Annotated in this window: 19 protein-coding genes; 12 read left to right on the top strand and 7 right to left on the bottom strand. The window is 44.8% G+C overall.

Annotated features, from left to right (window positions below; translation table 11 throughout):
- Window positions 1–13 precede the first annotated feature (13 nt).
- Entirely contained in the window at window positions 14–1177 is a 1164-nt protein-coding gene (locus AC3WJJ_RS16050) for a Gfo/Idh/MocA family protein (protein WP_492542222.1), read from the bottom strand.
- A gap of 193 nt (window positions 1178–1370) precedes the next feature.
- On the opposite strand from AC3WJJ_RS16050, the gene AC3WJJ_RS16045 reads away from it, so the two are divergent.
- The 6 genes from AC3WJJ_RS16045 to AC3WJJ_RS16020 all read left to right on the top strand — a co-directional run bounded on the left by AC3WJJ_RS16045 (window position 1371) and on the right by AC3WJJ_RS16020 (window position 7073).
- Entirely contained in the window at window positions 1371–2036 is a 666-nt protein-coding gene (locus AC3WJJ_RS16045) for a hypothetical protein (protein ID WP_492542220.1), read from the top strand.
- Window positions 2037–2229: 193 nt separating this feature from the next.
- A complete protein-coding gene (locus tag AC3WJJ_RS16040) occupies window positions 2230–2736 on the top strand; it encodes a hypothetical protein (protein ID WP_492542218.1) in 507 nt (168 codons plus the stop codon).
- 32 nt (window positions 2737–2768) lie between these two features.
- Window positions 2769–3434 carry a PspA/IM30 family protein gene (locus AC3WJJ_RS16035; protein WP_492542216.1) on the top strand — a complete coding sequence of 222 codons (666 nt, stop codon included), beginning with the start codon at window positions 2769–2771 and terminating at the stop codon, window positions 3432–3434.
- A 119-nt stretch (window positions 3435–3553) separates the two neighbouring features.
- On the top strand, window positions 3554–4321 hold the full coding sequence (locus AC3WJJ_RS16030; RefSeq protein ID WP_492542214.1) for a MerR family transcriptional regulator: 768 nt from the start codon (window positions 3554–3556) through the stop codon (window positions 4319–4321).
- Between the two features lie 183 nt (window positions 4322–4504).
- A complete protein-coding gene (locus AC3WJJ_RS16025) occupies window positions 4505–5920 on the top strand; it encodes an alanine/glycine:cation symporter family protein (RefSeq protein WP_492542213.1) in 1416 nt (471 codons plus the stop codon).
- Between the two features lie 139 nt (window positions 5921–6059).
- Entirely contained in the window at window positions 6060–7073 is a 1014-nt protein-coding gene (locus AC3WJJ_RS16020) for an anti sigma factor C-terminal domain-containing protein (protein WP_492542211.1), read from the top strand.
- Here the strand turns inward: AC3WJJ_RS16020 and AC3WJJ_RS16015 are convergent.
- Window positions 7070–7675 carry a class I SAM-dependent methyltransferase gene (locus AC3WJJ_RS16015; protein ID WP_492542209.1) on the bottom strand — a complete coding sequence of 202 codons (606 nt, stop codon included), beginning with the start codon at window positions 7673–7675 and terminating at the stop codon, window positions 7070–7072. The two genes, AC3WJJ_RS16020 and AC3WJJ_RS16015, sit on opposite strands and share 4 nt — an antisense overlap.
- 76 nt (window positions 7676–7751) lie before the next feature.
- The gene (locus AC3WJJ_RS16010) at window positions 7752–9167 is read right to left on the bottom strand and encodes an NAD-dependent malic enzyme (RefSeq protein WP_492543050.1); all 1416 of its coding nucleotides are present in this window, start codon (window positions 9165–9167) and stop codon (window positions 7752–7754) included.
- A 263-nt stretch (window positions 9168–9430) separates the two neighbouring features.
- On the opposite strand from AC3WJJ_RS16010, the gene AC3WJJ_RS16005 reads away from it, so the two are divergent.
- The 6 genes from AC3WJJ_RS16005 to AC3WJJ_RS15980 all read left to right on the top strand — a co-directional run bounded on the left by AC3WJJ_RS16005 (window position 9431) and on the right by AC3WJJ_RS15980 (window position 14759).
- Window positions 9431–9709 carry a hypothetical protein gene (locus AC3WJJ_RS16005; protein ID WP_492542207.1) on the top strand — a complete coding sequence of 93 codons (279 nt, stop codon included), beginning with the start codon at window positions 9431–9433 and terminating at the stop codon, window positions 9707–9709.
- A gap of 151 nt (window positions 9710–9860) precedes the next feature.
- Complete coding sequence (locus tag AC3WJJ_RS16000; RefSeq protein ID WP_492542205.1) at window positions 9861–11111, top strand: sn-glycerol-1-phosphate dehydrogenase; 1251 nt, start codon at window positions 9861–9863, stop codon at window positions 11109–11111.
- A gap of 210 nt (window positions 11112–11321) precedes the next feature.
- Window positions 11322–12224 carry an ROK family protein gene (locus tag AC3WJJ_RS15995; RefSeq protein ID WP_492542203.1) on the top strand — a complete coding sequence of 301 codons (903 nt, stop codon included), beginning with the start codon at window positions 11322–11324 and terminating at the stop codon, window positions 12222–12224.
- Window positions 12225–12244: 20 nt separating this feature from the next.
- The gene (locus AC3WJJ_RS15990) at window positions 12245–13252 is read left to right on the top strand and encodes a Gfo/Idh/MocA family protein (RefSeq protein ID WP_492542201.1); all 1008 of its coding nucleotides are present in this window, start codon (window positions 12245–12247) and stop codon (window positions 13250–13252) included.
- Complete coding sequence (locus tag AC3WJJ_RS15985; RefSeq protein WP_492542199.1) at window positions 13240–14238, top strand: Gfo/Idh/MocA family protein; 999 nt, start codon at window positions 13240–13242, stop codon at window positions 14236–14238. Before AC3WJJ_RS15990 ends, AC3WJJ_RS15985 begins: the two co-directional genes overlap by 13 nt.
- Before the next feature lie 176 nt (window positions 14239–14414).
- On the top strand, window positions 14415–14759 hold the full coding sequence (locus AC3WJJ_RS15980) for a hypothetical protein (RefSeq protein ID WP_492542197.1): 345 nt from the start codon (window positions 14415–14417) through the stop codon (window positions 14757–14759).
- A 72-nt stretch (window positions 14760–14831) separates the two neighbouring features.
- Here AC3WJJ_RS15980 and AC3WJJ_RS15975 read toward each other — a convergent pair whose 3' ends face one another.
- The 4 genes from AC3WJJ_RS15975 to AC3WJJ_RS15960 are packed head-to-tail and all read right to left on the bottom strand — an operon-like array spanning window position 14832 to window position 19074.
- A complete protein-coding gene (locus AC3WJJ_RS15975) occupies window positions 14832–15668 on the bottom strand; it encodes an undecaprenyl-diphosphate phosphatase (RefSeq protein ID WP_492542195.1) in 837 nt (278 codons plus the stop codon).
- A gap of 47 nt (window positions 15669–15715) precedes the next feature.
- Window positions 15716–16327, bottom strand: a complete 612-nt coding sequence (locus tag AC3WJJ_RS15970; protein ID WP_492542193.1) for a DedA family protein — start codon at window positions 16325–16327, stop codon at window positions 15716–15718.
- Window positions 16328–16385: 58 nt separating this feature from the next.
- Window positions 16386–18329 (bottom strand): FtsX-like permease family protein, encoded by a 1944-nt coding sequence (locus AC3WJJ_RS15965; RefSeq protein WP_492542191.1) that lies wholly within the window; start codon window positions 18327–18329, stop codon window positions 16386–16388.
- Window positions 18304–19074: an ABC transporter ATP-binding protein gene (locus AC3WJJ_RS15960; RefSeq protein ID WP_422659687.1), complete on the bottom strand. Its 771-nt coding sequence runs from the start codon at window positions 19072–19074 to the stop codon at window positions 18304–18306. Before AC3WJJ_RS15960 ends, AC3WJJ_RS15965 begins: the two co-directional genes overlap by 26 nt.
- Window positions 19075–19099: the final 25 nt, after the last annotated feature.

The raw sequence follows: 19099 nt of genomic DNA, 5'->3' as shown, positions 1-19099 counted from the left end.
TCTCCCTTTGTTGTTATAATTCTGAAATCTTCACCCAGCGTCGTTCTTCTATGGAACGTTCGACCGCTTCAAGTACTGCCTGACATTGAACTCCGTCATGGAAATTCGGCTCGGGCTGTCTGTCTTCTGCAATAGCGGTCGTGAACTCTAACATTTCGTGTATAAAAGTATGTTCGAAGCCAATGGTATGACCTGGAGGCCACCAAGCTTCAGCGTAGGCATGTGCAGGATCTGTTGCCAGTACGCGGCGGAATCCCTGCACATCCTCATCATCTGAAGTGAAGTAGACATCAAGCTCATTCATACGCTCGAAATCAAATTTCACACTGCCAAGACTGCCATTAATCTCAAAAGAATTTGTGCTCCGGTGTCCGGCCGCAAACCTTGTTGCTTCGAAGCTACCGAGGGCTCCGCTTTTGAACCGAGCCATAAATAAAGTGGCATCATCCACGGTTACTTTGCCTTTTGGAGCATTCTTATTACCCTTGGCACTGAGTCCCGTCATTTCCTCTGCCAATGGCCGCTCTTTAATGAAAGTTTCGCTCATTCCGATCACCTCGTCTATTTCACCGACGAGATAATGGGCAAGATCAATCAGATGGGCGCCAAGGTCTCCGTGAGAACCGGAACCAGCAATATCCTTTTGTAATCTCCAGACAAGTGGGAACGCCGGGTCCATGATCCAATCCTGCAAGAACCAAGCCCGAAAATGATAAATGGTTCCTAGTCTCCCGCTCTCGATAAGCTTTTTGACAAGCTGAACAGCAGGGGAGAAGCGGTAGTTAAATCCGGTCATATGCTTAATTCCTGCTTCTTCTGCGGCGACTAGCATCTCTCTAGCATCATGTAGGCTCAGTGCGAGAGGCTTTTCACAGAAAATATGTTTACCTGATTTAGCGGCGGCAAGTGCAATCTCCTTATGTGCATTACTAGGTGCATTGATATCAATGACATCAATATCATCTCTTGCAATCAGCTCTCTCCAATCGGTTTCTGTACTCATCCATCCGAACTGGGAAGCGGCAAGTTTAACAGCATTTTCATTGCGACCACATATCGCCGTCATCTCCGGTTTTACAGCATCAGGGAAAAACATAGGCAGGGAACGGTAAGCGTTGCTGTGTGCCTTCCCCATAAACTTGTATCCGATCATACCGATGCGAAGTTCTCTCATCATAACCTCCCAAGTTGAAGAAATGGTGTAGCGCTTACATATCTAGATTCTTTCATTATAAAAAACAATCTTATATTCCTCTCGCCAGTTTATGTTTTGTGGTGGACAAAAATTGTTGTAAAGGCGTTATTTTTTGATTATAGGGGTACATAAAGATTGAAGAGAGAACGAGTAGAAGTTAAAGGGGGATGTATAGTTGGATTCTGTATTGTACCTAATTATTACAGTGTTATATGTCGTATTGTTTGGTGTTGGGATCGTTTTGTGGAAACAGGATTCCTCTCGCCCGATTCGTTATCTGTTGTTTATCGTCACAGCAGCGCTCATATGGGATAACGGTATTATGGGTATTGGGAAATGGATTGGAGAGGGGGAAATGTTAGAGAGTATGAACCTGATCCGTTTCTGGTTGCATGCGTTCTGCACACCACTACTTACTGTGATCTCACTAGGTCTGATGCAGCGATCTGGTATCCAATGGGCTCAGAGAGGTATAGCCATTTGGGGAGCTTGGATTTTCACAATTGTACTTATTGTGCTAGAACTGGTTACGGAAACTTTATCTTTAGCGATTAAGCCTGTATTGGAGTATGGAGCTTTGCGTTATGTGCCCGTAGAGAAGGGGAGTGGTCCTCCGCTTATGGTCCTTCTGATCTTGATTCCGTTGTTTATAGCAGGAGTTACCCTCTGGAAGAGAAAGGTCACTTCTGCGTTGTTTTGGGGAACACTCATTATGACTATCGGTAGTGCCGTTCCTATACCGGTAGCTAGCTCTGCAGTGACCAATATATTCGAGCTGGTGCTGATTGCATCTCTGTGGCTTTCTATTCAAAAAACAAATACACGCTTGGCGGCAAGCTAAAATATTGCCATACATGATCCTGTTAGGTCTCTTAGACCTAACTTTTTTTGTGTTGAATTCATAAATTGGGGCTTTCAGCAAACACTCAGCGTGGCCTAAGGGTGTCATAATCCTGCTCTAAGTTCATCCTCAGGTTCGGGTTCTATACTTCGTTGTGTAGGACAAAACAAATCTAACGAAAGGAAGAGAGATTATGAAACAGAAGCGGGGATTGTCATGGATCTGGATAGGCATTTTGGCAATTGTCATCGTATGGCTTGGTATTAAAGCGGTTAGTGTAATCGGTCATGTAGGACCTAACGAGCTGTCTCGTGGATTTGGACGGGGGCACGAGTTTGGACATCGAGGTGGAATTTTCAATGGTAGACCTCATCCTGTTATGGGACTGATGAGTATGTCAGCACTCCTTATGGTATTCATAAAAGTCTTCTTACTTGGAACATTTGCTGTCGTATGGGCAAAGGGGCGGGGACTGCTTAAATGGGCAGGAGCTCTGCTCACTGGATTGTCATTAATGAGCTTACTGACGCCATTTTGGGGACTTGTTGTAATGATTCTGTTGTTCCTTGCACATATCAGAATGAACCGATTAAAAGATGATTATGGAGATACACCGGTTGTTCCAATTCATCATTCTGTTAATGGACTGAACACGTCCATGACATCGTCATATGAACGCGGAAGAATGCTTGATGAATAGGAGAAGCGTAATCATAAGGAGGAGAATGAATAATGAGTATTTTCGGAAGAGTGAAAGAGATGGCAGAAGCGGATATTCATCACATGCTGGATAAGATGGAGGACCCCATTCGTATGGCCAAGCAGTACATCCGGCAGGTAGAACAACAATTAGATGAGACGCGGCATGCTTTGTTTCAGCAGGTGAATGCAGAGCAACACTATGATGTTATGATTGCAAAAGCTAGTCAAATAGCGGTTAAAAGACTTCGCCAAGCGGAATTAGCGATTGAACGTAACGAGGAGTCTATTGCTGAAATTGCTGTACAGGACAAGCTGTATCATCAGCACTTAGTACAGGAATATGAAGGACAAAGAGAAGTCATCCGACAGCAGGCTAATACGCTAAGAGAACAGATTGTGCAATTAACGGATATGCATCAAGATCTACAGAATCGTTTATTCTTTCTTGAGTCACGTCTTCAAGCTGCTCAAAGTGTAAAAGCTGCTTCATCCACCATTGGAAGTCTTGATCAAGAAAAGTTAGCAAGAGGCTTTACACGAATGGAGGAAAGGCTCCGTTATTTAGAGATGGGTGTCCATTCGCAGCAATATGGTTCAGCTGTGTTGGATCCGGCAGGAAAGCTTGATGCTTATGAATCACAAGAAACAATTAAAGCTGAACTTAACAGGATTAAAGAGTCCCAAGGAAAGAAATAGGGACGACTAACTAAAATCGATACTCGAAATGGGTATCGATTTTTTGTATTAAAGGGAAAATAAATATTGACCTTAACGTTACGTGAAGGTGTAGAGTGAAATTGTCAGGAGGTAAACTCATGGAATATACCGTTCAGAAACTCGGAGCGCTTGCAGGGATAAGTACGAGAACACTTCGCTACTATGATGAGGTTGGAATTCTGAAGCCGACTAGGCTGAGTACAGCGGGCTATCGTATTTATGGGGAGGCAGAGGTAGACCGATTACAGCAAATTTTGTTTTACAGGGAACTCGGGCTGCCGCTAGAGCAGATTAAAGAAATGATGTCCTCTCCTTCTTATGATAGTACCGCTGCCCTGAGGCATCACCGTGAGCTGCTTCAGGACAGACGTAGACAGTTAGATCTTTTAATTAAGAATGTGGACAAAACCATTGCTTCAAGGGAAGGGAGAATGAGTATGAGTGACGAAGAGAAATTCGAAGGATTTAAACAGACGATGGTCGATGAGAATGAGAAGAAGTATGGCAAAGAGATTCGTAAAAGCTATGGTGATGATGCCGTTGATCAGACGAATGCCAAGCTGAAAGGCATGACTAAACAGCAATATGAGGAGGTTACCCGGCTTGAGCAAGAAGTAAAAGCAGCTCTATCGGAAGCTTTCAAGCAGGGAGATCCAGCAGGTGAGCTTGCACAAAAGGCAGCAGAGCTTCATAAGCAATGGTTGACGTTTTATTGGAAGGAATATAGTAAAGAAGCCCATGCAGGTCTAGCCCAGATGTACGTTGACGATGAGCGTTTCACAGCATACTATGATGCTGAACAGCCTGGAACAGCCGAATTTCTAAGAGATGCCATCCTCATCTATACAAATATCGAACAGTCCTAGAAATATGATGAAGAACTTTAGGCCATCCTAATTGATAATGATCAATAGGGATGGTCTTGTTGTATATATATCCCTGTTTATTTCCCACAAATAACCACTTGTTTTGTAGGGAAGTTTACAGGTTATAATATGATTTTCAGAATGTTATTTTAGGACTAGATTATACAACGAGAGGAACATCATATGGAGCAGGCAATTCAATATTTTATTGATACTATTAATGACTTTATCTGGTCGAAACTGTTAATTGTGATGCTGATCGGTGGTGGTCTGTATTTCACCTTTAGAACAAGATTTATGCAGTTTCGTCTTTTTCCAGAGATGCTTCGTGTTATAAGGGAATCGAAGGATAGTGAGCCAGGCAGTATTTCTCCTTTTCAGGCGTTTGCCATTAGTATGGCGGCCCGAGTAGGCACAGGAAATATTACCGGAGTTGCGCTCGCTATATCACTAGGGGGACCCGGATCCGTATTCTGGATGTGGATCATTGCGATCATTGGATCGGCTTCGAGTTTTATTGAGAGTACTTTAGCTCAGATATACAAGATTAAAGATCATAAGACAGGCGGTTTTCGCGGAGGTCCAGCGTATTACATGCAACTAGGATTGAACAAACGCTGGATGGGGGCGCTTTTTGCGGTGCTCATTACGTTGTCCTTCGGTCTTGTGTTTAATGCGGTTCAATCGAATACGATAACCGTTGCATTTGAGAACTCGTTCGGTATTAATCGATTCACGCTGGGGATTATTATGGCTGTGATTTTTGCGGCTATCATTTTCGGTGGTGTGAAGCGAATTGCAAAATGGTCCGAGCTGATCGTGGTAGTGCTGGCTGTAATTTATGTTGGTACAGCATTGTTTATTGTTCTCATCAACATAACCAAATTGCCAGATGTACTTGCACTTATCGTGAAAAGCGCATTTGGTTTCGAGCAAGCTTTCGGTGGAGCTGTTGGGGCTGCGCTCATGAACGGGATCAAGCGTGGCTTGTTCTCTAATGAAGCGGGTATGGGTAGTGCGCCGAACGCTGCTGCCACTGCAACGACAAGTCATCCGGCCAAGCAAGGGTTAATTCAGTCTTTGGGTGTATTGATTGATACCCTGGTCATTTGTACAAGCACCGCGTTTATTATCCTGTTCACAGGAGCTTATAAACAAACTGGGCTGGATGGAATCGAACTCACTCAAGCAGCGTTAGGAATGCAGCTTGGTCCATGGGCTTCTGATTTCCTAGCGATCATGATCTTCTTGTTCGCGTTCAGTACCCTGCTAGGAAACTATTATTATGGTGAGACGAATATTGAGTTTCTTAACTCCAAGCGGATTTGGGTCTGGATTTACCGAGCGTGTGTGCTTGGTATGGTTATCTTCGGCTCAGTGACGAGCGTGCAACTGGTGTGGAATATGGCTGATTTGTTTATGGGATTGATGGCCATCGTCAATCTGATCGCAATAGCCTTACTTTCCAAATTTGCCTTTGCGACCCTTAAAGACTATATGAAGCAGAAGAAAGCAGGGCTTGACCCTGTCTTCACTAAGAATAACATCAAAGGTCTCCACAATGTGGAGTGCTGGGATGAACCAATAGACAATAAGTAATCATATGAATGATTAACCATATAAACGCTGTATTCTGTAGCTGATTGCTGCGAATACGGCGTTTTTTGTGTTGTAACAACTAACTTATTCATGAAATAGGTGTTATACAAGTTGAACAGGATGGAGGGATGAACTAGATATGAAGGATCATGATAATGCTGAAACAGTGGAGTTCACGACAGATTTAATGGTACAGAGAAAGAGAAGGATTAAATGGAGAAATAGGATAAGAATTGGTATGAGGCTGATAGCGATTTTCTTTATCGTTTCTTTTGTATTCTTAATATATAGCTGGGGAACCTATTTCTATTATGAGAAATCCGGTAAGAACTTTCAGTTCGAACGTGCTGTCGTTACCTTGACCGAGTTGAATGGACATAAGATAGATAAAGAACTTGGATTAGTGAGGTTAAGCCCGATGCTTAAACAATCGGTCTCCACCAAAGTATACCGACAGATCGGAGAGCGAAGACGGATCGTAGGTGAGTTGCACGCGGAACAAAGCTTGTTTGGTGAACTGAAATATACTGTGAAGGGTGTTTCACAGTATTTGGACAATAGCGGATTAGACCTTTGGATGCCGATGACAGTTATTTATGGTGGCGGAGATACGGTTCGTAAAAGGGAGAAGGAAGATAAGTTAGAGCAGTTAAGTCATATCGAGGATGGATTTGTAGCAGAGATGAGCTTCACCTTAAATAAAGCCGTGCCACCCCAGCAGCTTGCCGAGCTTTTGGCTGACTATGATCTGTGGATTACGGGGATGGCTATGTATTCAGGAGAACTTCAAGAAGTGAAAGTATCTAATTATTCCTCAGCTGGAGATTCGATTAGTGCACCTCACCTAACGTTAAGGCCCTTTTTCAGTTACTCGGAAGATGGATTAGGAAGAGCAGAAAGCCTTAGTATTACGAGCGATGATATAGATCTCGCAGTAGAGCAAATGCTGAAGGATCTGGAGTGGCTGACAGCACATGTAACCTACAATGGAGTTCTTGAGGATCAACAGCGCCTCGCTTTTATAAAGAAACACGGTGTCCAAGTATATGGTGCAGTCGTTACAGGTCCGGTTAGAGAGCTGGAAAAGTTAAAGGATGTACCTGAACTTAGCAACTTTGGACTGGGCCAGATAGAAGTGTGGGATTGGAATTAAGTAGCTTTCGCCCATATCAGATGAACCATCCCCCCATAATAGCGCTCAGTCTTTATTAATTCCACATCAGAAGAGCGAATAATACCTAGAATATCTCGATTAAAGTGACATCCAGATATACGGCGGGCAATCGGATTCAAGATATTCTGTGTTGTACCAAGCAGCTTGTTATGGCTGATTCCATGCTCAAGAAAGCAGATTTCACCACCCGGTTTACACCACTGATTCATTTTATTTACGACGTGTAAGGGATCATCATATCCGCAGAGTGACAAGGTGGACACAACAGCATCGAAGGATCTTTCGGGTAGCTGAAGCTTCTCGATGTCTTGCTGCTTGAATGTCACCTTGAGATCTAGATTTGAAGCCATTCGTTGTGCACTTCTTAGCATTTCAGGACTAAAGTCAACGGCAGTTAGATCGACCGTATCCGAATTGTAATAAGGAAAGTTAGCTCCAGCGCCGACTGCAAGCTCCAGCACGTTTCCATCTAGATGTTGTAGCAGACGGCTTCTCCATACGCCAAGCGTACGTTGTCTGCTATTGCGCTCATACATGGCGGCCTGTTTGTTAAATTTACGAATCAGTGCGTTTTTATCCAAATGAAAGACTCCTTGTTATCAAGACATAAGAAGATCGGATGCAAGAAGGCATCCGATCTATTGAATCAGCTCTGTTTTATTCTCGCGGAAGTCGACGAGCGACACCGGAGCTGATCGCTGCTTTAACAACGAGCTCACGGATCGCTTTTACAACGTTCTGGTTAAATACACTTGGTATGATATACGAAGAATTGCGCTCTTCATCCGAGACCGCAGAAGCGATAGCCTCTGCAGCTGCAAGCTTCATTTCTTCGTTAATTGTCGTAGCTCTGCAATCTAACGCTGCACGAAAAATACCCGGGAAGCAGAGTACATTGTTAATTTGGTTCGGGTAATCAGAGCGACCCGTAGCAATAACGGACACAATATCCTCTACTTCTTCTGGACGTATCTCAGGTGTTGGGTTGGCCATAGCAAAGACAATCGGATTATCCGCCATAGACTGCACATCCTCGCGTTTTAGCAGACCACCGGCTGAAAGGCCAATGAAGACATCGGCTCCTTTAATGACTTCCTGTAAGGAACCTTTAATGCGGTTCGGATTGGTGTTCTCAGCATACCATTGCCACATGCTATTGTTGTAGGTGTTTCCGGATACTAGAGCACCTTCTCGATCCACACCGATAAGCTCTTTGACTCCGGCTGACAGCAGTATTTTGCTGCAAGCAACACCTGCTGCCCCAATACCACACACGATAATCTTCACTTGGTCAATGGACTTGCCAGCGACTTTTAATGCATTGATCAGTGCTGCATAAAGGACAACAGCAGTTCCATGCTGGTCGTCATGAAAGACGGGAATATCAAGCTCATTACGAAGCCGATCTTCAATTTCGAAGCAGCGTGGAGACGCGATATCCTCCAGGTTAATCCCACCAAAGGCGGGTGCGATTGCTTTGATGCAGGAGATAATCTCTTCGGTATCCTGTGTGTCTAGACAGATGGGAAATGAATCGACACCGGCGAGCTGCTTGAATAGCATCGCTTTTCCCTCCATAACAGGCATGGCGGCATAGGGGCCTATATTACCAAGACCTAATACCGCGCTTCCATCGGAGATAACGGCTACCGTATTTCTTTTGATGGTTAAAGTGTAGGCTTTCTTTGGATCCTCATGAATAGCCGTACATACCCGGGCTACATCAGGTGTATATACACGCGACAGATCGTCACGATTTTGAATCTTTATCTTGGGTTGAGTTTCGATTTTGCCTCCCAAGTGCATAAGGAAGGTACGGTCTGAAATATTGACTAGACGAACACCTTGCAAGTTCTTGACAGCAGTAGTGATCTTACCGATATCAACGCTATCGGTTACCGTGATCGTGATATCTCGTACAGTGGTATGTCCGCTTGCTGATATGACATCAATGGCGACCATATCGCCACCCGCATCAAAGATCGTCGAAGCGACCTGTCCGAATTTAATTTCCTGCGTGTTCATTTCAAGCCTGAGAATGATGCTTTTTCCCCCGAGTCCAGTGTTCTCCATGGTTACCTCCATCATTGTATTCAGATAACTTGCACTAATCAGTTCGTGATAGGGCATACGGATTCCTCTATTTAGCTTATGTAGAAGGAGTCTGCTAATTTAATGCAATTGTCTGTGTTTGTATCGAAATTAGGCATGATAAGCCTTAGTACTGAGGATGTTATAAGTGTTACCATTTAACATGTATAGATGCAATGACATTTATCAGTGCCGCTCTTTCTGTGATACAATGACGATAACATATGGACTAGGAGTTGAAATCGATGGACAAAACATTAAACGAGCAGGAGCTTGTCGACTATATCGTAGGACAGACAAAAGCGACTCCACAGAACATTCGCCTTGTGATTAAGCATGAACAGGCATTTATAGAAAATGCACATAAAGGTGCCAAAGGCGATATCGACATCGACAGCGATGATCTTGTGGATTATGTCATGAGCCGCAAGGATGTTAAGCTGGACGAGCTTACGGTAGAGAACATCTTGGATGCGGAGATGGATTACCTCACGAAAAAAGGCTTTGTAAGCTATATGGATTAAGCGTTACGAATGAAGTAGGTTCATGTCTTCCCTGGTGGGGTTGCATGGGCCTTTTTTATATTTACATAATCTATGACTTGGACTAACATTGTCCGAATGTTCGGAATGTACAATGATATAAAAAGGGTCTTAGCAGAGAAGGGATGTATACATGAAGGATATACTGAGTTCAGTTCGGCAACGGGTAGCAAGTTTAAATGGTGAGCATAGAGGCTTGGATCATATAGATTTGATTCAGATTGGTTCAGGCATAATGAAGGAAATTCCAGCATATTTGAGGCAAAAAGGATTCCAGCGTGCTGTTATTGTGGTTGATGCTAACACCTATCGCTGCGCTGGTCGAAACTTAGAGTCGTTGCTGCGGCAAGCGGAAATTGAGGTTCATAGAACGATGCTCTCTCCAGACACGAAAGGGGATGTGTTCGCGGATGAGGCTTCACTCCTTCATGTCATTCTGGATATTCAGAAGTCCAACGCTGATGTAATATTGGCTGTAGGTGGAGGCACAATTCATGATATATCGCGGTATGCAGCATTTACAGTTGGCATCTCCTTTGTAGCAGTCCCAACTGCTCCTTCGGTAGATGGTTTTACTTCGAAAGGGGCACCGATTATCGTTCGTGGGAAGAAAATAACCATTCCAGCAATTGGCCCATCAGCGGTTTTTGCTGATACAGAAGTATTAATTAAGGCTCCCGCTTCTCTCATCGCAGCGGGGTTTGGCGATATGCTCGGTAAATACACATCCTTGTTCGATTGGCGGTTTGGTTCGATGGTGTCTGGAGAGCCGTACATGGAGTTGTCTGCTGAATTAACAAGATCTGCGCTTAAGAAATGTGTGGATCACGTAGACCACATTGCAGAACGAAGTGAAGTAGGAATTACGGTTCTGATGGAGTCTCTACTTGAATCAGGTCTTGCGATGCTGCTATTCGGTCAATCACACCCTGCCTCTGGTTCAGAACATCACATGTCGCATTTCTGGGAGATGGAATACATTCGTCTGGGTAAGAAACAGCTTCTGCATGGAGCCAAGGTGGGCGTTGCCTGCATTGAGATATCTAAGTTATATCATCGTATTCGTAGGGAAGGGCCGGATAAGTGGAGTTATGAGGCTGCTTTCGGGTCTGGAGATAAAGGCGGTGCAGCATCCATTTACGTGAACTGGGATATCATTGCTGAAGAGATTGCATTAATTCCGAGCGAAGAGACCCTTCGGAGCCTGATGCTTCAACTTGGTGGTCCGGTATCACCTGCGGAGCTTGGGATTGGCTATGATCTGCTGGATCTTAGCCAGCGGGAGTCACATGGTGTGCGACCTCATCGATATACACTGCTTCGGGCGTATAATGAGCGAAACCGTGAGCAGAGCGGAGGTGCACCGTGGAGAAGCGACCGCTAATCGAGATAAAGACTGTCTTATAAGCAGAAGAACCTGCATAAGACAGTTTTTTTGTTATCTAATAAAAGAGGTTTAGTAATTCATAGATGGATCTTCTGTTAGCGAATAAATAAGGTATAATGTTGGTAATGAAAGCGCTACTCATTACTTGTTCATAATCGCGGTGCAATGAAGCAGCATTATTCTACTTAAGAAAAGCGAGGTTGCAGAATGAAACGTTGGATTGGAATCGACATTGGTGGAACAGGAATCAAAGGAGCATTGGTGGATACGGATGGTAACATGACAGAGCCGATAGAAGTGAGAACTCCAGCTCTGGAAGGTAGTGAACGTATTTTGGAAGCGGCTACAAATGTAATACGTGCACTTGAACAACAAGCTGAAGGCGCTGAAATTATCGGAATTGGTATCGGTACTGCTGGCCGAGTAGACCGTACGACGGGAAGCATTATTTACGCAACGGATAACATGCCAGGCTGGACGGGTACAGAAATTAAGAAAGAAATTGAGAGTCGCTTTCCCTACCGTGTTTCCGTTGAGAATGATGTGAACGCGGCGGCTTGGGGTGAGGCATGGCTTGGTTCAGGTAAAGGGGTCCATTCCTTTATGCTCGTTGCGCTAGGCACCGGGATTGGTGGAGCTTTCGTTTACGAAGGAAAGGTACTGCCAGGTCTGCGCGGTGGATTTGCAGAGATTGGTCACCTCATCGTGGATAAAGATGGAGCTGCATGTACTTGCGGTCAACAGGGCTGCTGGGAGACCAAGTGCTCAGGTACAGCGCTTAGCCGGATCGCGAAGTCTGTGAATCCCGAGTGGAGCAGCAGATACCTCGTACAAGCTTATGAAGAAGGTAATCAGGAAGCTACTGCAGCGATGGACGTATATTTGTCCGATCTGGCAAGGGGACTTATCTCTGTTCAGCAAGCATTTGATCCAGAAGCAATTATCCTGGGCGGTGGGGTATCTGACGGTTATCTTTCATGGAGTAAGGAACTAAATGACAAGCTTCAAGAGATGTGTGTGCTGCCTGTACGTCTTGCCAAGGCGGAACTAGGAAACCGGGCTGGTATCATCGGAGCTGTGAAGTGGGCTATGACGGATCAAGCAAATTAAGAAGAGAAGGAGAGGTTTGCATGAATGTTGCTATTATCGGCTGCGGAACCATGGGTACGACTCATGCTCACAATCTAGGTAAAATGCCAGGAGTGCAGGTGTCCGGAGTTGCAGACTTGATACAAGATCGTGCCAATCGAGCGGCGTCTGCGAGCGGGGCTAAAGCTTACACGGACTGGGAAGAGATGCTTGAGAAAGAGAAACCCGAAACGGTTGTTGTATGCGTACCCTCATTTTTGCATAAAACTTTTGTTCTTAAGCTTGCTGAGCGTGGACTGCATGTCATCTGTGAAAAACCTGCTGCGCTGTCGCTCGAAGATGCCAAGGAAATGGAAGCGGTATGTAGCAAGCAGGGCGTACGGTTGTTTATCGGCCATGTGGTTCGCTTTTTCCCGAATTATCGAAATGCCTATGATCAGGTGAAGTCCGGTAGCATCGGTGAGGCCAAAATGGCACACTTCAAGCGTTGTGGTTCTTTTCCGCAAGGGGTAGATCAGTGGTACCATGATCACACCAAGAGTGGTGGTGTCATTATGGATTTGATGATTCATGATATCGATTATGCGAGTTGGTTGTTTGGTGATTTAGAATCTGTGTATGCATCGATTACGAAATCATCCAAAACGGAAATGGAATATGCTCAGGTAACGATGAAGTTTGTAAGCGGAGCTATTGCCAATCTGACAGGCTATTGGGGTTATTCAGGACCATTTACGACTCAATTTGAAATCTCAGGCAAAGAGGGTATCATCCGTTTTGATAGTAATCAGATTCAGGCTGTTGATGTACGAAGAGCTTCTAGAAAAGGTGGACAGAATTCAGCTGTTCAGGTACCATCCAGCCCTACGCTTCACGATCCTTATTACGATGAGGTACAGCACTTTATTCAGTGTATTCGGGAAGGCAGTGAGCCGATTGTCAGCGCAGCCGATGCTTGCCGAGCTGTTGAGATCGCCTTGGCTTGCGAAAAGTCAGCTAGTACAGGACAACCTGTTCGTATGGGAGGGGTAACGTCATGTACAAAATGAAAGTAGGCTTTATAAGCTTTGCTCATATGCATGCTGTAAGTTATCTGAATGCCATGCTTCAGAGAAATGACGTTGAAGTCATTGGCATTGCGGATGAGAATGCTGAACGTGTTGCTCCATTTACGAATCCCCGTGGAATCGCATATTATGAGGACTATAACGAGCTGCTTGCACAGGATGTGGATGCCGTTGTGATCTGTTCAGAGAATGCCCGTCATGCGGAGCTTACGCTTAAAGCAGCTGAAGCTGGCAAGCATATTCTCTGCGAGAAGCCGCTTGGCTTATCGGAAGAAGAAATGCTTCAGATGATTCAGGTATGTAAGGATCAGGGCGTTCAGTTAATGACGGCATTTCCCTGTCGCTATCTGACATCTGTTCGCCAAGCGAAGCAGGCGGTTGATGTCGGCCTAGTCGGAGAGATTGTAGCGATGAAGGGGACGAACCGCGGCACGATGCCTGGTGGATGGTTCCTTGAGAAAGAACACTCCGGTGGAGGTGCTGTTCTTGATCACACCGTTCATGTTATGGACTTGATGCATTGGTTTACAGGGAGTGTAGTAGAGGAAGTTTATGCTCATGCTGATACGCTGTTCCACGATACGGATATTGATGATGCAGGTATGGTGCATGTAAAATTCGCTAATGGTGTATTTGCCGTACTCGATCCGAGTTGGTCCCGTTCCCGTAGTTTTCCGACCTGGGGAGACGTGACTCTAGAGATTATTGGAACCCAAGGCAGTCTCACCATCGATGCTTTTGCTCAGAAGAACGATGTGTACAGTGATGCTGCGATGAAGGCGAACTGGAGTTATTGGGGAGACGATATGGATATCGGACTCGTGAACAGTTTCGTGGATAGTATTATTCAAGGTAAGCCTGTTCAAATATCAGGTGAAGACGGTTATCTGTCTGCTCGGGTAGGGCTTGCTGCTTATGAGTCTGCTCGTACGGGTAAACCGGTCCAATTAAAGACGTTGCAAGACTAACAGAGGGCCTCCATAAGTATAATTAGATACCTTATTAAGAAGAGCATTCGTGAAGCAGTTAGCTTTATGAATGCTCTTCTTTCTAGTTTGTGAAAGGTAAAGCGACTGTAATTATTGCATCATGTAGGCAACTTTGAACTTGCTGGCTGCGTTTTATATGAAAGGGGGGGATACCCATGATACGAAAATTGATCTTGCTTGCGCTAACCAATCTGCTCGGAGTCACTTTACTCACGGGATGTGCTAAATCCAGTTCAGAAGCTTGCTACGCAGGTATCTTAACCATAGACGACCAGGAATATCTGTTGAGTGGCGACGTAGATAACAAGGACTTCACAGGCGGAGAAAAACTAGGAGAGGTACAAAAGAAAGTAGATCCCGATGTATTCCCGAAAGAAAGTTTCTCATCTAACATCTTAGAGATTGGTGAAGAGATCTATTCCTCGAATGAGGATAGCACAATTCTGATCGTGAAGCGTGGGGATGGAGAATATTTAAAGTTCCAGCGGAGGGACCAATAAAAGTGAAAAGGACGCCTCCTCGGCCAATGACCTGACCATAGGAGACGTCCTTTTTTAGCTTAATACCAAACATTAAAACCAAACGAGATAAATCACAGCCGCTAGCACAATACGATAGATCGCAAACGGCACGAGCTTGACCTTGTTAATCAGCTTCAGGAAGAAGCGGATGGAAACAAGAGCGAATACGAATGCACTAATAAATCCAGCGATAAAGAACGGCAGTGCGCTTACTGAGAAGTATTCTAAGTTTTTTACAAGTGACAATAGACTTGCACCGAACATAATAGGTACGGCCATGATGAACGTAAAGTCCGCTGCGGCGCGGTGGCTCATCCCGAGCATAACACCACCGGAGATCGTTGATCCCGAGCGTGAGAAGCCTGGCCATAGGGACAAGCACTGGATAAGACCCACACTGAAAGCTTTCTTGTAAGTAATCTGGTCAACCGTTACGATACTCGGCTCTTTTTTGCTGAACTTGTCCGCAATGATCATGAAGATCGCACCGACTACAAGGCCGATTAATACCGTCTCAATTGAGAATAGATGATCATCGATATAATCCTCGAACAATACACCAAGGATACCTGCTGGAATTAATCCAACGATAACTTGAGTCAGTTTCAAACGACCGGTTCCGGCAGGAGCACCTTGATCCGGCTTTTTGCGTTTGATGTTCAGAAGATCGAGGAAACGGTCTTTAAACACGACGAGTACGGCGAGAATGGAACCAAGCTGAATGACGACTTTAAAAGTATTGGCAACATATTTAGTTAGGAACTCTTCAGATTGCAGCCACATATCGTCAACGATAATCATATGGCCTGTAGAGGATACAGGAGCGAATTCGGTCAAGCCCTCCACCATACCGAGAATAATGGCTTTAATAAACAAAATAAAATCCATAAACACGAACCTCTCCCTTATTTCAAATAATAGTGCACATCCTAAACTTAAGCAGATTTTCTTCGTTTGCGGATAAAGAGAACAACGAATACAACAGCTGCTATGGCAATAACGGCATAAGCTATATTAGAGTATACATCCATGAAGGCCAGTATGTCTCCCCAAGACTCCCCGAGAATAGCCCCCAGCGTGACGAGCAGTACGTTCCAGATGAGCGTCCCGAGCGTTGTGAACAATAGAAACATACCAAATTTCATATTGGACATCCCTGCTGGAATGGAGATTAGACTTCGGATCAAGGGAATCATACGGCAGAAGAACACTGTCCAATAGCCATACTTGTCAAACCACGAATCCGCTTTGTGAATATCCTCTTTTTTTACTCTTAAAATATGTCCCCAGCGGTCGATGATCTTCTCAAGTCTTTCTACATCAAGCAGTAATCCGATACCGTACAGTATAACAGCTCCAATTACGGAACCAATAGTAGCTGATAGAATGACACCGGGAACCGTAAGATCCGTGTAAGTGGTCATGAACCCACCAAAGGTCAATATTACCTCAGATGGAATCGGCGGAAATACGTTCTCCAGTGCGATCATCAGGAGGATACCGAAGTAACCGAACTGCTCCATAAAATGTGTAATCCAGTTTTCCAAGTAAGTACACCTCTTTCAAATGTTTAACCTATCCATTCATGATCCATATGAATTGTTTTTAAATCAGTGCCTTTTTCAGCTTGCGCAAGTACTGACTTCGAATGAAGAGGAAATATAGGACCTGTGCAATAAGAAAGCCAACAAGCACAATGCCCATTTCTGCTGCAATCGATAAGAAGAAGTAGCTTTGAAGAGCTATAAAAGCGAAGATACTATGAAGAATCGCTGTGCCAATCGGTACGAAGAACAGGAGGGCTAGCTGCCCTGTGACAATTCGGCTGAACTCTCGGTCTGTCAGTCCCATTCTGGACACCGTGGCATAGAATCGGAAGTCATAATCCAAATCTGCATATAAGCGGAAATATAGAAAGCTTCCTGCGGCTATGAAAAATACAGTCCCCACTAGTAAGGCAGCAAATAACATCATACTATATAAGCTGCTCTTTAAGGCAAATAGCGTTCCGCTAACCGTAAGGGCATACGGCTTATCCATTTCATAACGAACGGCTCCTCTTGTAGAGATGTGAGAGGCAATACCTTCCGTTTGTTGGAAATCTTCTACATAGAAGCCTGTATAATGATCCGTTCTCAAGGGCGAGGAGATTTGACTGAACCGTAAGTCGCTAACAACAAGTCCACCGAATAGAGAATCCTCATCCAGCTCAGGCAGCAAGTATTCAGGAATCGCGACATAGCGAGTATAGCCAATCTCATTAATCTCAGTTTCCGAGTCCTGGAGCATGTAGGTTGCTTGTGCACGCTCCCGGATATGAGTTCGGTTATTTTGCGAATTGACAAGTACAAGAGCATCGTTTCCACTTAAGGGTTCTTCGTCAAAGGGGAATCCAGCCATGACAGCGGCTCTACGGTAGTCAGAGAATGACATCAACGGCAACTGCTCTGGTGGATCCTTCATCGTTGATGATTCGACGCCGACATATTTAACGGGCAGTGACAGCGACTCGAACGATATGTGTCTTTCTGTTAGGTCATGCCGAATTTCTTGCAGATGCTGTTGTTCCATCAAATCACCTGCTTTAGCCATATAGCCAATAGCAGCAGGATAGTCTTCATTAAATTGTTTTGTCAGCACAGGAATGGAAGCGAACACGCCAACAGAACAGAAAGACACAGCTAACACGGTCGTTACCATAAATAACATCTGAGCATTATCCTTTAAGCGAAAGTCCAGGCTCGAAAGGGAAATTAACCGAGTTCGGTTCCAAGTGAAACGCCTGCTGTGCTTAAGCAATCGGATCAGGAAAATACTTAGCTGTGTATATAATAAGTAGGTTCCAATTATGGTCATTAAGGTCACGGGAAACATGCGATACATTAATGAAGCTGCAGTCGTGGTTGCTGCCAAAGTATAACTGATCAATAAGAGTGCTGCAGCAACCCATGACAAAAGTGGTGATACTTGTGCCTCAGGCTTCGGCTTAAGTCCAGACTGAAATAGTTCAATGAGTGTATCTGGCCGAAGTATGAGAGATGTAAAGAGAGAAATCATAACGAACAGCAGCATGTATCCTCCTACCGTTAACCCTATGGCTTGCAGCGATAGGTGAAAAGGTAGCGGCGGGACACTTAGAAAGACGGAGCCTGCCATGAGAAACAGCTTGCCTGTAATGATCCCGGATATGATTCCGGTTAAGATGGACCCGATCCCGATAATCATATTTTCTAGAAAGACCATGATATTGAACTGACGCTGCGTCATCCCGTGCATGAATAGAACACCAAACTCACGTTTTCGTGTTTTGAGAAATGAGCTTACTGAATACAGCACGAAAAAAAATGAGAATACGTACATGATCAGCTCAGCCCCAACCATAGCTTGCAGCACCACAGGATAGAACATCTCATCACGAATCTCCGGATTAAAGATGAACAAGGCGCACACAAAGAAAATCATGACCGAAAAGGAGCTGCTCAGAAAATAGGCGGCATATGTACGCTTGTTTCTGACAACATTCCTAAAAACGAATTGCCGAAAGGTCATGGTTTCCTCCTCCAAGAAGTGCAAGCATGTCGATGATCTTCTGGAAGAAAGCCTGACGGTTATCTCCGCAATAGATCTCATTATATAACTGGCCGTCCTTAATGAACAAGACGCGATCACAGTAGCTAGCAGCTACGGGATCATGTGTCACCATAAGTACAGTGGCCGAAGCCTCTTTGCTCATGCCAGACAGGGCCTGCATTACATCCTTGGAAGCTTTGGAATCTAGATTACCTGTCGGCTCATCTGCAAGAATAAGGGAAGGCTGCTGAATCAGTGCCCGTGCGATAGCAGTTCGCTGCATTTGGCCCCCTGAAATTTCATAGGTACGTTTGTTTAAAATGGACTGGATTCCGAGCTTTTCTGTAATCTCGCTCAGCTTTCTGTCCATTTCACGCAAGGGCTCACCATCTAAGGTTAAAGGGAGAACAATGTTCTCAGCTACCGTCAGCGTATCGAGCAGATTGAAATGCTGAAACACAAACCCCAGCTCACGCCGGCGGAACAGCGCAGCTTCCTTACGATCCAAAAGATGCGGGTTTCGTCCATTGATGTTTACTTCACCAGCTGTCGGTTGATCGATGGTTGCGATTAGGTTGAGAAGTGTTGTTTTTCCACTACCGGATGGCCCCATGATGCCCACGAACTCACCCCGCTCGGCGGAAAAGTGAATATTATTCAGCGCTTGATGCGCCACCCGGCCTTCGTAAATTTTGGTTAGATGCTGGACACTTAGGATGGCCATCCTTGTCACACTCCTTGCCTTGTAT

The organism is Paenibacillus sp. FW507-14B1B (genome assembly GCF_058781425.1).
Note: the sequence above shows the minus strand (reverse complement) of the source record. Positions and strands in the feature narration are given on the sequence as shown.